Below are 13,251 nucleotides of genomic sequence, written 5' to 3' on the forward strand. Positions count from 1 at the left end.
GTTATACTGTGTGAAAAAAAAAGAGTTTTTCATAATTGGTAAGAAAATGAAACAGGTATTGTCAATATCTGTAAAGATGTGTCAACAAATTTGGCTGTTTTTTGCAATCTGTGAACATTGACTCCCTTGTGCTTTATCTTAGCGGTAAAATTTTGGTTGTAAACTGCTACTCATGCGAATGACGAAATTTACTGGTTATACTGGTTATAAGGGTAATGCTAGACCACATCCCCAACGTTTAAAGTTATAACCCTCTGTAGGAAACCAGTGTTGTGACCATTTGTACCAGGGTTGTTTTATAGCTTTTTTGAGAACATATACACTACCTGAAGGAACAGCATAACGTCCACGAGATAAGCGTTTGGTTTTACCAGTACCACCCAACCGATAGCGAAAGGGTTGAGGTTTTTCTGTGAGGATTGCTTCTATTTCCCATACGGGTTGAAATTCGTTATCTTTGTAAATCATGGGTTGAATATAAGATAATCGAGTAGAACCCCATACAGCAGGAGTAATGATAGCAAATTGTTTACCGACCGGTTGGTTAAATAACTGTTGAGTTGAATTAGCAATTTCTAAACAACGTATATCTACTATGTGTCCTTCGCCACCTAATCGATAGCAACCATCATTTAAAGGTATATTGCTGAGATAAATCAGACAGGTATCAGGATGTATTTGTACAGCATTCTCTAAAAATAAATTTTCTTGACTGCTATCACTATCTAGGTGACGTTGTTCTGAAGAAAATCGGGGATGTAAATGTGGTATATATTTCCAAGGATTGTGATGTATTTCTTTTGGGTTATACCACGATTTAATAGGTATCCAGTTTTCACTTTTTAGAAATTTATCTGTTAATAAATTACCTGTTTCTAGTTGCCATACTTGAGTTTGAAAATCCCAATAAAATATATCTTTTATTTCTCCATTTTCTACTAAATAGTTAAATGGTAATGGGACATAAAAATTTTGTGGTTCTTCTGTATATGCCCAAAATGGTCCAGCTATTTGCAGTGAGGTAATTAATTCTGTCTCTACGGTAGCTGCATATAGTCCTGATATTGTTGCTGTACTGGGGGGAAATTTTCTATTTGATAAACTAACAAAACTCTCTTCTTCAATAAAACGCCCTGCACTACCATATAAAAATCCTAAAGGTTCGATGATGATGAGAAATTCAAACATAGTTTAATATTTCAATGCAGATTAAAACTTGATAAAATTGCTAAACTGGCATAGGTATAAACAACCGTTTTACCTATGCCACAAGTATCAAATATTTCGATAGACTTTGTTTCTTGGTCCAATGGTCACTATTAAGACCTCGTGAGATAGATCATTAATCTTGTAAATAATTCGATGATCTTTTACACGCACTCTATACAGGTCTTGATTGTGGTAAAGCTTTTTAACTCCTAAAGGCCGAGGATTTTTTTTCAAGGAGTTTATAACAACGCCTACAGCCCCTTTAATAGCTTGTGCAAGTTTGCCTAAATCTCTCTCAGCACAAGACTTCAGATCAATGTGGTATTCCATATTTTTTACTAGCTTCTCTTTGTAGTTATTCAATGTTTAAATAATTAGGGTTTTCCCTTCTTTAGCTTGTGTTGCGATCGCGTATCTTGTTCATGGTTATAAATCCTTAATTTTTGGGTCTATTAGTCTGATTTAACACAGAAAAAATACTCTGTCAATAGAAATAGAAAATTACATCAAAATTAATTAGATCAAAAGCAATTACAGGCCAAACTGTAGCTTCACATCTTCCCAAGACACTACTCCTGGTTCTTTCATCGCTTCCTCTGCTGCTTGAATATCAAGCTGATCTTCTAATTCTTCCAACTCTTCCAATATCTCTAACTCTTCAATGGGAACTAAAGCGGCTATAGGTTTTCCAGCTTGATGTATAACAATACGTCCTCCCTCAATTGCAATCTTGTCTATAAACGTTTTAATATTGATGTCATCAATGTTTATTTGCTGATTAGTCATAAATGTTACTCTGATTCAATAATTTGCCAGTATTTGAGCAAATGATGGGAGATTTATTTTCATTGCTCAAACATTTTTTACAATAGCTCATTGCTATCTAATCTAACAATGATGCTATAATTGTAAAATGTAATTCCCGACGACTGGGTGAAGTCGCATTGTTGAAAACAAAACGAACTCCTGTAGGTATTGATGTTTTAATAAAAAACATTGTAATTAAACAAGATGATTTGGTATTTCACTATCACAGATGAAAAACCAAATCATTCTTGTTTTAGCAGAAATTAGTAAGGATATTGTTTAAATAGGCGGTTATAAACTGCACTAATACAGAAAAAATCTAGATATGCGGGTTGTAAATATCGCTTATCTGAATTACAGCAGTTTCCGTTATTATGAAGTACAAATATTAGTGATCAAACCCTTTTGGTACAGGCATACTTCGACAAGCTCAGTAAAAGTCGTGCTTGTTCATAGTGTACCTCATAACACTGGTAAGTGCTGTATTATAAATTCCTCGTTCGCTTGAAAACACTAGACTTTTACCCCAAGGTAGGGGGGAAAATGCAAGATAAGTTTTGAATATGAATAATTATGTCCACTCCTATCTGTCATTTCCTCATCGGTGTTCCTGGTAGCGGAAAATCAACCTTTGCTGCTAGTCTCGCTAAGTTGGGTAATTATCGCGTTGTTTCTACTGATGCTATTCGTCATCAGTTATATGGTGATGCTTCTATTCAAGGTGTATGGGAGGAAATTGAAGCAAAGGTGATTTCTGCTGTAGTTAATGCTATTACTGAAGGTGTTGGTGTCATTTATGATGCTACTAACGCCAGGCGGATATGGAGATTAGATTTATTAGAAAAGTTGAATGTGGCGGTTGATTTTCCCGTGTTGTGGATCGGTTGGTATTTAACAACTCCTTTGGAAGTTTGTAAACAATGGAATCAACAGCGTCACCGTCAAGTTCCCGATATGGTTATTGATAGTATGTATCAATCTTTGTTAGATTTTCCCCCGGTTTCTGGGGAAGGTTTGGTAATTATTAAGGAAGTTGATGTCATTTCGCCAAAGTTCAATTTTCAAGAAGTTGTAAATACGATTCAACAACTTGATAGAACTCTTGTTAATCGTAGTAATCGCAATAGTCACATAACTTTTCACGCTTATAGTAGATTCTTAGATTTTGAAAGGTTGATGTATTTGATTTCTGTAATTATTAATTATCCAGGAGTTGGTAATTTACAATCTACACATCCTCATTTATTATTGAATGTTTTTGGTTATCTTCCTGAATTTGCTAATTCTTTGGCAGAAGTAGCTGGTTTTGTAAGTCGGTTATATGGTAAAGTATATGCAGATAAACAATCTATTGCTCAAGATTTAATTTGGTTACAGAAAAATAGTTTCATTGGTGTCAATAGTATTTCTCAAGTTCTTCCCGGTACTATTGATGTAGGTGATTATGTTCCTAAATCTGCCACTGTTTTAATAACTCATCCTTATTCAGATTTAACAGCTTTTCAAAGATTGTTATCTATTATCCGGTTAATTCTCCATCATCCATTTTTATTTTCTTCAGGATCAGGTAGTTTAAAAACTTTGCTGTTAGCATTACCAAAATATGAAGGAATTTTTGGTAATAGTATAGATTCAGTTCGTAAAGATATTGAAAAAGTCCTCAAACCCTATAAAATTCTGCCGGATTTTTCTATGCGTGACGGTTATTTTGCAGGAACTGGAATTTTATCAAGTTTAGAGTTAACACAAATTTTTAATATGTTACAGTCTCAAGCTAAAAGTTTAAATGATCCTATTGCTTTAGAGATTTACCAAAAGTTTACTAGTCGTATGGAAAAAAGTAAATTAGGTGTAAATCAAGTTTATCCCGTGCGGGCGATCGCCAATCGTAGTATGATAGATGCAGATTATTTACCCCAAGAATCTTTAGCCAGAAATATCCAAGAATTAGAAGAAGCGATCGCCCAAGGAAAACTATTAGAATTAAACCGTTTTCCTGGAAGTGGTAAATTTGCCCATGATCAAGAAGGATTCTTTTTAGCATTTCCTTTACAAATTGTATTTTTTAATTCTGCTTGGTACTTAGGTTATGAATTAATGAGTGGAGACAAAAAAGGTTTATTACGATTTGAAAGACTAGATAGATTATTTATCGGTAAACATCAAATCATCAACCGTTCCCAAACAGAACAAAAAACAGCATTAAACAAATTACAAAAACTTTCTCAAATGTGTGCCAGCATTTTTTTAGGATATGATCATCAAGATCAAAAAACACTTTTAGAAGGAACTAAAAAAGAACGTTCTCAGGTTTTGATCACCATTGAACTTTGGTTTAATGATAGTATGTTTAACTTTGTCGCTGAAGGAACTAAACGTTTTCCTTCCTCACAAATGAAAATGTCATTACCCACTACAGCTAAAAAATTGAATCTACCGAAATCTATTTTTTGTCTTAAACAGACAAGAGATCCTAAATTTCCCCATCGCTTTCAAGTTATGTTACCTAAATGGTGTGTAGATGATATAGAATTACTACGCTGGATTCTCGGTTTTAAAGGTGGGGTAAAAGTAGTAAAACCAGAATTATTAGTCAATAAAATCAAACAAATTGGCGAAGATATTGTTAATATCTATAAATAGGAGTTGCTGAGAAAGTCTTTCCGTGAGGGCATAGGAGTCAGGAGTCAGGAGATCAAGGAGTCAGGAGTCAGGAGTCAGGAGTCAGGAGTCAGGAGTCAGGAGTCAGGAGTCAGGAGTCAGGAGTCAGGAGGAGATTTGAAAATTTCTTTGCCATCTCTTGAAATCCCAAAAAATGCACATTCCGGTATACCCTTCAAAACCCTTGCACTAATTTCTGTGTTTATCAGCCTCTAACCTTTGATATATCAAGGTTTTAGGTTTATTCAGCAAACCCTAAATAGAATCATAGGACTTACGCCAAAAGGAACAAAAGTAGGGGTAATTCATGAATTACCCCTATGCAAGAATAAAGTTTTCAGTAGATTGCCAATCAATAAACATCAGGTAAAAATGAATGTCAGGAAAATTTATGAATTTTCCCCACAAAGATTTTAAATAATCAAAAACTGAAAAAGTGCAAGCTTTTATGATATGGGAAATCAAAAACCTTGCATTTACAGCACATTCTTAATTCCCACAGATAACTTTTTCAGCAAACCCTATTTATCGTCATTAGCAATACCTAAACCCACAATTCCCAAACAACATAAACCATAATATAACTCTGGTTCATTACCACATTTACCATCTTTTTGATCTTGTCTTACACTTGATTTTGTTGCCATTTTCAAACATTGACTATAAGCTTTTCCTTTACTTGCTAATGCAGGAGTTACTAAACCAAAAGTAAAGAATGCAGGAATGATTAAATACAAAAATGATCGACGATTGAATAAACGAGAACTTCTGCGCTGTAAATTTGCCGATCCTAATCTTACATTTAAATTTTCCTGTTGACGTGGTTTTTGAGATGCTAAATTTTCCGCAGCTTGTCCACACTCTGTAAATCGTTGACGGGAAAGTTGAATTGCTGTATTTAAATCCTGTTCTAAAAAAGCTTTTTTGACATATTCAGAACAAGAATCACCACCATGCAAAATTCGATGAGCGCAACAATAACCCTTGTAAGGTGAGAGATGTTTTTGATAAAAGTTAATACCAAAAACCGATATTTTACGGATTAATTTATTAAACATTTCCATGACTAACTCAATAAATAAAAGAAGACATCAATATTATTAATCTAAATTAATAATCTAAATTAATAATCTAAATTAATAATCTAAATTATTCATGTATTAATCTAGATTATTGATGTAGTTATCAAGACACCCTAATTAGGACATTTTTCTCTGCTAAACTCTTTCATCTATTCCCAATTCCCAATTCCCAATTCCCATGAGAATACTTTTTTAGCAAATCCTAATTATTAATATCTTCGATCTGCTTTTTAGCACGGGAAATAGCTAAACCATTATCAATAGGCGCAATTAAACTAGCAATAGAACCAATAGCAAAACCTCTTTCCATTGCTTCTTCTTCTGTAGAGGAAGATAATCCAATTATTGCACCTGTTACACCAAGACTCAAACCCAGCCACAACAGTGCTTTCCAACGTCGTGTGTAACAATATCCAGCAAGGGGAATCAATAAAGATAATAAAACTGCAATGGTTATATTTAAACGAGAAAGCCGCACAATTTTATCTGCTTTTTTCCGTTCTTCTTGTTCATTAATTGCATCTAAAGATTGACGCAACAGTTTTTTATTGTCATTATTTTCTCCCATAACAGATATTCCTTCACCCTGGCGGTAGTTTTGTTTACATCTCCTGTAACAACATACTCGCAATTTTCTCGTGATTCAATGCTTCTCATGCGAATGAGGAAAATCTTCATTTAAGCAGTAGATCCCGGACTTCTCAAAGAAGTCCGGGATCTGATAGTGGGTTTCCATTAATTCCACTTCTTGTTAAGGAAGCGGTTTTAAAGCGATTTCTAACTTGTTCTCCTCTAAAGCTGCTGCGTTTCCATTAATTCCACTTCTTGTTAAGGAAGCGGTCGGGAGTCAAGCCCACTCTCAAGGGTTCATTCAGCGTTTCCATTAATTCCACTTCTTGTTAAGGAAGCGGTACAGAAGTTTTGGAAGGTGCTTATGAAGCACTAGACAAGGTTTCCATTAATTCCACTTCTTGTTAAGGAAGCGGTTAAAATCTCTAAAACTCCGGATAAATAAGCTTTTAGTTTCCATTAATTCCACTTCTTGTTAAGGAAGCGGTGTTGCCTCCTAAATACGTATGTATAGGGTCTCTCGAGGAGTTTCCATTAATTCCACTTCTTGTTAAGGAAGCGGTTATACCTGCATTTGCTAATCCCGATCTACCGCGTAGTTGCGCTTCATAGTTTCCATTAATTCCACTTCTTGTTAAGGAAGCGGTACATCAAGAGAACCGTCAAAAGCATCCTCAGCGTTTATGGATGGTTTCCATTAATTCCACTTCTTGTTAAGGAAGCGGTTTATAAGAGTCCAGAATTTAGAGTTCCATGAGGATGGAACACGTTTCCATTAATTCCACTTCTTGTTAAGGAAGCGGTTCTAAACAATTTCTATTCAATAAAGAGAGTATAATTGATGGTTTCCATTAATTCCACTTCTTGTTAAGGAAGCGGTAAATTTAAATGTTTATTTAGATCAACTAAACTATCATCGTTTCCATTAATTCCACTTCTTGTTAAGGAAGCGGTGGGTTTCTTGTACCCGATGTTCCACAGGATACCACTGTTTCCATTAATTCCACTTCTTGTTAAGGAAGCGGTAAAACAAGAAGAAGATATGTACTACAAAACGACCTCAGAGTTTCCATTAATTCCACTTCTTGTTAAGGAAGCGGTTCGGAGGCAGAGTACGAGTGGTATGTTCAAAGGATGCTACAAATACCAGTTTCCATTAATTCCACTTCTTGTTAAGGAAGCGGTCGGGGATGAAATACAGAAGGATGATGGTTTTTGTTTCCATTAATTCCACTTCTTGTTAAGGAAGCGGTCCTACTAGATTGATTGATGAGGAAAACCTACCATTTACTTTTGTTTCCATTAATTCCACTTCTTGTTAAGGAAGCGGTACCAGTTACGAGCGTTCCCGCTCAGTCTTAGTTGTGCTGCTACAGAGCCGTTTCCATTAATTCCACTTCTTGTTAAGGAAGCGGTATTATTGCTCAAAAGCAACAAGAGCAAGAGCTACTGTTTCCATTAATTCCACTTCTTGTTAAGGAAGCGGTAAGAACAAAGAGAGGAGGTGTCACAGCCTCAACTAACTCTATTAGGTTTCCATTAATTCCACTTCTTGTTAAGGAAGCGGTAGCCTTGCGGCTTTCTGAGGCAGTTAAGGCTGCTTCCTGCAGTTTCCATTAATTCCACTTCTTGTTAAGGAAGCGGTCACTCTTGACGCTTGTGAGTTTTCTAAGCTAACGTTCAAGTTTCCATTAATTCCACTTCTTGTTAAGGAAGCGGTCACATACGACTTGTAGCCGCGCCTAATTGGTCATACTTGGGATGGTTTCCATTAATTCCACTTCTTGTTAAGGAAGCGGTTACATAAAGAAGGTATAATTGTACCTTCGACTTGGGTTTCCATTAATTCCACTTCTTGTTAAGGAAGCGGTAACTTCTATGAAGGTAAGCAGAAGCTAAACTGCCACCAGGAGTTTCCATTAATTCCACTTCTTGTTAAGGAAGCGGTTCATAGAAGAGGAGGTTCAAAGAGCCTCCCTTCTATCATGTTTCCATTAATTCCACTTCTTGTTAAGGAAGCGGTATTAACTTCACGGAATCACCTATTCCCACCAGGGAAGTTTCCATTAATTCCACTTCTTGTTAAGGAAGCGGTGAAGAAGAAGAACAAAGAAAACAAGCCTTTAAGAAAGGTTTCCATTAATTCCACTTCTTGTTAAGGAAGCGGTCTGTAGTTTAGACTCCCTTGATTGGGATTCCTTTATGGAGTGGCTTGTTTCCATTAATTCCACTTCTTGTTAAGGAAGCGGTTGTGCATATGTACTCTCGCAAGGGTGGTAAGCATGATGGTTTCCATTAATTCCACTTCTTGTTAAGGAAGCGGTTTGGTGTTTGGAAGAGTAGCCCTGCTACCCCCAGTCTCTGCAAGTTTCCATTAATTCCACTTCTTGTTAAGGAAGCGGTCAGCCTTGTAGAAATAGGCTCATCTCTTTCAATAGATGATCTCTGTTTCCATTAATTCCACTTCTTGTTAAGGAAGCGGTAAGTTGCTCCCGCTCCTGCTCCGGTTATGGAAGTTGGTGAGTTTCCATTAATTCCACTTCTTGTTAAGGAAGCGGTTAGTATCGGAGCAATGGGCTGGTAGAACTCCTTCTGTGGGTTTCCATTAATTCCACTTCTTGTTAAGGAAGCGGTAAATCTGCAGCAGAATCGAGTTCTGCGTGGCAGTAACGTTTCCATTAATTCCACTTCTTGTTAAGGAAGCGGTAGACGAAGTAGTCTGCTGTCTGCACCAAGTTGGCTTTTAAGTTTCCATTAATTCCACTTCTTGTTAAGGAAGCGGTTTCAGTTGCTAATGGTTGGAGACCCCAAACAACTAGTTTCCATTAATTCCACTTCTTGTTAAGGAAGCGGTGTGCCAGACAGTTTAAAAATGGCTGGGTGAAATCCCCCGCCTAGTTTCCATTAATTCCACTTCTTGTTAAGGAAGCGGTACTAGTGCTGAGGCACTGGTTCAGCTGGTTGTTACCAGGTTTCCATTAATTCCACTTCTTGTTAAGGAAGCGGTAGACTATGACCAGAATTACCTGGCTGAAGCACTAGCCGACGTTTCCATTAATTCCACTTCTTGTTAAGGAAGCGGTATTAACAAGCTATGCGCTCCGTGAAGCTCAATACTGTTTCCATTAATTCCACTTCTTGTTAAGGAAGCGGTGAGATGGGGTGACAAACAAACCTGTCACCCAGAGATATGTGTTTCCATTAATTCCACTTCTTGTTAAGGAAGCGGTTGGTGACATTTCAAGGTCACTGTTTAGGTGACTACGTTTCCATTAATTCCACTTCTTGTTAAGGAAGCGGTTTATAATTCGTTGTAAAGACGAGTGGGACTTCAACTCGTTTCCATTAATTCCACTTCTTGTTAAGGAAGCGGTTAGTGAGTTTTCAAAGTTAACGTTCAAAGTTTGGGATTGTTATGAAGACAGTTTCCATTAATTCCACTTCTTGTTAAGGAAGCGGTAGCCCCGTCGCACGTCCACGGGATATTAACCAAGTAGCGTTTCCATTAATTCCACTTCTTGTTAAGGAAGCGGTTCGCCTTGTGCAGGGAGTGGTGTACTAGAAAGTACGAGTTTCCATTAATTCCACTTCTTGTTAAGGAAGCGGTGTTGAAGCTATTCAAGAGGCAGACGAGCTGCTACTCCAAGTTGTTTCCATTAATTCCACTTCTTGTTAAGGAAGCGGTTACTACCCACTTGCTTCTGGTAGTACCTTCATAGTCATAAGTTTCCATTAATTCCACTTCTTGTTAAGGAAGCGGTAAAAAGAACAAAGAGGGGGAGCAGAAACACCTCAACGTTTCCATTAATTCCACTTCTTGTTAAGGAAGCGGTTTTTGTAGGGGCTAAAGGCGCACCTGTCTATGGTGTAGGTTTCCATTAATTCCACTTCTTGTTAAGGAAGCGGTGTGTACGCAGAGGGTACTCTAGGTACTTTCTCCGACCGAAAGTTTCCATTAATTCCACTTCTTGTTAAGGAAGCGGTGGTCTAGACACTCTTAAAGTCACATGAGCTTGAGGGTGAGTTTCCATTAATTCCACTTCTTGTTAAGGAAGCGGTATTCTGCACTAAGCAGACCTATAAGAGGGAGCAGGCTGTGGTCTGGTTTCCATTAATTCCACTTCTTGTTAAGGAAGCGGTAAACACCTCAGCAGAGGTAAAGCTTCCAAAGGTCAAAAAAGTTTCCATTAATTCCACTTCTTGTTAAGGAAGCGGTATGCTAAACAAGCATGGAAAACAAAATTTATAGAAACTGTGTTTCCATTAATTCCACTTCTTGTTAAGGAAGCGGTAATTGAGCCCTACACCAACTCAAAAGGGGTTGAGAGTTTCCATTAATTCCACTTCTTGTTAAGGAAGCGGTAGGAGATATACCCAGAGCAGAGAGATATAAAGGGTCTTTTGTTTCCATTAATTCCACTTCTTGTTAAGGAAGCGGTTAGAGAGACAACACGAGCGTTCCCACCACCAAGAAAGCGGTTTCCATTAATTCCACTTCTTGTTAAGGAAGCGGTATATTTTCAAAAAGGCTGCTCCAGCCCCTGCTCCAGCTCGTTTCCATTAATTCCACTTCTTGTTAAGGAAGCGGTTTATCCGGTTCTTCTGTACTCAACCTCCAAGGGTTAGTTTCCATTAATTCCACTTCTTGTTAAGGAAGCGGTGACAAGTTTACTTTTAAAGCTAGAAGAGGCAAGTTCTGTTTCCATTAATTCCACTTCTTGTTAAGGAAGCGGTACATGATAGGCTGGAATGCCTATGCTTTCGGTCCTTGTTTCCATTAATTCCACTTCTTGTTAAGGAAGCGGTAGCCACCATTATAAACCCTTACCCTGCCTACTGTCTAGAGGCAATTTTCGGCCGGGTCTAAAAAAAAAGTCAACCAGCACCATAAACCATGATGTTAAAACACCTGAAACCCTTACCCAGCAAGGGATCGGCAGGGTCAACGAAAGAATCAACATTTGCACCCCCTCCCCTACCCGGCCGCAAAAAAACCATTACTAACAAAAAAATTCCTTATTCGCATGAAACCCCCTTACATTACCTGGCAATTAGGTCTATTTTAAAAAAGTCATCAACTCACAAAAAATATGTACATTTCTCATCGTGCGGCTTTAGTCAGAAATTTAGGAGTCGCTATATTTAATGGGTCAATTACACTCATAATCCTATTAATTGCCCCATTAGGATTAGCAGCAGTTATTGTCAATACATTATTAGTTACCTTAGCTAGTTTTATAAATGCTACAGCATCTGATAAAATTGTGGTTTTTTTACAACCAACTCACATCAAAAATATGATAGCAGAAATCATTTCTCAACAATCAAAAATAATTAATCATTCTTAACAACATTAGAGAAAAATTTGTCCTCAAACTAAAGATCAATTTTTGTAATCAAAAATCTTACCCTTAACCGACTATGCGAACATTATATATTTCCCGTCAAGGTTGTTATATCTCTCTCAAAGCAGAAACCTTAATAGTCAAACAAGGAGAAACAATACATGGAGAAATTCAATTACCGCTATTAGAACAAATATTAATTTTCGGTAAATCACAAATGACTACTGAAGCAATTCGTAGCTGTTTATGGCGAGATATTCCTATTGCTTATTTATCGAGAATGGGATATTGTTATGGGCGATTAATGCCCATCGCTAGAGGATATCGTCAACTTTCCCGTTATCAACAACAATTAACAACAACGGATAAATTAATAGTAGCTCAAAATATAGTCGCAGGTAAATTAAAAAATAGCCGGACTTTTCTACAACGTCAACAACGACGCAATCCCTCAACAACTACAGAAATGGCTATTAAAAGTTTAGCTGTATTAATTCAAAAAGCACGGGAAGCAGAAACAACAGAACGATTAATGGGATTAGAAGGTGCTGGTGCGGCTCAATATTTTTCCGCTTTTGGAGAATGCTTAAATCATCCTAATTTCATATTTTTAGCCCGTAGTCGTCGCCCCCCAGGAAACCCCGTTAATGCTATGTTGAGTTTTGGTTATCAAATTCTGTGGAATCATATTTTAACATTAATAGAAATCCAAGGATTAGATCCCTATTATGCTTGTTTGCATCAAGGAACAGAACGTCATGCAGCATTAGCTTCTGATTTAATAGAAGAATTTCGCGCTCCAATTATTGATTCTTTGGTGTTGTGGTTAATCAACAGTAAAATTATGGATGATACTCAAGATTTTGTCTATCATAATGGTGGTTGTTATCTCAATAATCATGGTAGGGAAAAATATATAAAATACTTTCTCCAGAAATTAGAGGAAGATGTACAAAATCAAAAAGGCGAAAATCAACCCCGCTGGGATTTAATGACTCAACAAATTAAAATTTTTAAAGAGTTTGTCTATCAACCTAGTCAAGTTTACCAACCTTATCAAATTCGTTAATTTTTAAATGTTATTTTATGTAATAGTTTATGATATTTCTGACGATAAACGTCGCCAAAAAATCTCAGAATTATTAGAAGGATATGGTCAAAGAGTTCAATATTCAGTTTTTGAATGTCTGCTCAATTCACAGAAATATACAGAATTAAAACAACGATTAGGTAAAGAAATCAATTCCCTGGAAGACAGTATCAGATTTTATCCATTAAGTAAACATACATTTAACCAAATTGAAACTTGGGGAGAACCACCCGTAACAGAAATTCCAGGTTCTATTATTATTTAAATTATTTAAATTATTTAAATTATTTAAATTTCTTGATAAATAAAATATAGATAATATTCAGATACGGGATCAATACTGTTCGGTTAAGAGTTTTTGTAGCGACTGTCTTGATTGTCAAGCGATCGTAAAGGAAAAATTTAAAGTCTAGGAAAAAAGTCAGAAAATAGAGGATAAAAACAAAGCAAAACAAAACAGGTAAATTATAGATGGCTATAAATTACC

9 protein-coding genes and 1 CRISPR repeat array are annotated in these 13,251 nt (G+C 36.5%); of the genes, 4 read left to right on the forward strand and 5 right to left on the reverse strand.

The features are described from left to right. Window positions 1-204 precede the first annotated feature (204 nt). The 3 genes from FFR48_RS07620 to FFR48_RS07630 all read right to left on the reverse strand — a co-directional run bounded on the left by FFR48_RS07620 (window position 205) and on the right by FFR48_RS07630 (window position 1,995). Window positions 205-1,188: a type III-B CRISPR module-associated Cmr3 family protein gene (locus FFR48_RS07620; RefSeq protein WP_137666943.1), complete on the reverse strand. Its 984-nt coding sequence runs from the start codon at window positions 1,186-1,188 to the stop codon at window positions 205-207. Window positions 1,189-1,275: 87 nt separating this feature from the next. Beyond that, the gene (locus FFR48_RS30525) at window positions 1,276-1,539 is read right to left on the reverse strand and encodes a type II toxin-antitoxin system RelE family toxin (protein WP_137666944.1); all 264 of its coding nucleotides are present in this window, start codon (window positions 1,537-1,539) and stop codon (window positions 1,276-1,278) included. A gap of 201 nt (window positions 1,540-1,740) precedes the next feature. Next, window positions 1,741-1,995, reverse strand: a complete 255-nt coding sequence (locus tag FFR48_RS07630) for a type II toxin-antitoxin system prevent-host-death family antitoxin (RefSeq protein ID WP_137666945.1) — start codon at window positions 1,993-1,995, stop codon at window positions 1,741-1,743. Between the two features lie 594 nt (window positions 1,996-2,589). Here FFR48_RS07630 and FFR48_RS07635 point away from each other — a divergent pair. Then, window positions 2,590-4,659: a WYL domain-containing protein gene (locus FFR48_RS07635; protein WP_137666946.1), complete on the forward strand. Its 2,070-nt coding sequence runs from the start codon at window positions 2,590-2,592 to the stop codon at window positions 4,657-4,659. Window positions 4,660-5,198: 539 nt separating this feature from the next. Here the strand turns inward: FFR48_RS07635 and yidD are convergent. Both yidD and FFR48_RS07645 read right to left on the reverse strand, forming a co-directional pair. After that, window positions 5,199-5,735, reverse strand: coding sequence for a membrane protein insertion efficiency factor YidD (gene yidD, locus FFR48_RS07640; protein ID WP_199291168.1), 537 nt, complete (start codon window positions 5,733-5,735; stop codon window positions 5,199-5,201). 226 nt (window positions 5,736-5,961) lie between these two features. Then, on the reverse strand, window positions 5,962-6,327 hold the full coding sequence (locus FFR48_RS07645) for a hypothetical protein (RefSeq protein ID WP_096569834.1): 366 nt from the start codon (window positions 6,325-6,327) through the stop codon (window positions 5,962-5,964). Window positions 6,328-6,487: 160 nt separating this feature from the next. After that, window positions 6,488-11,135: a CRISPR direct-repeat array (repeat unit 36 nt; unit sequence GTTTCCATTAATTCCACTTCTTGTTAAGGAAGCGGT). A 284-nt stretch (window positions 11,136-11,419) separates the two neighbouring features. Between FFR48_RS07645 and csx18 the strand changes: the two genes are divergently transcribed. The 3 genes from csx18 to cas2 all read left to right on the forward strand — a co-directional run bounded on the left by csx18 (window position 11,420) and on the right by cas2 (window position 13,029). Further along, window positions 11,420-11,677: a CRISPR-associated protein Csx18 gene (gene csx18 / locus FFR48_RS07650; RefSeq protein ID WP_096569836.1), complete on the forward strand. Its 258-nt coding sequence runs from the start codon at window positions 11,420-11,422 to the stop codon at window positions 11,675-11,677. 73 nt (window positions 11,678-11,750) lie between these two features. Further along, entirely contained in the window at window positions 11,751-12,743 is a 993-nt protein-coding gene (locus FFR48_RS07655) for a CRISPR-associated endonuclease Cas1, Slr7092 subtype (protein WP_137666948.1), read from the forward strand. Window positions 12,744-12,750: 7 nt separating this feature from the next. Then, a complete protein-coding gene (gene cas2, locus FFR48_RS07660) occupies window positions 12,751-13,029 on the forward strand; it encodes a CRISPR-associated endonuclease Cas2, Ssr7093 family (protein WP_137666949.1) in 279 nt (92 codons plus the stop codon). The last annotated feature ends 222 nt before the right edge of the window (window positions 13,030-13,251 follow it).

It is taken from the genome of Sphaerospermopsis reniformis (assembly GCF_005402885.1).
Classification (GTDB): domain Bacteria; phylum Cyanobacteriota; class Cyanobacteriia; order Cyanobacteriales; family Nostocaceae; genus Sphaerospermopsis; species Sphaerospermopsis kisseleviana.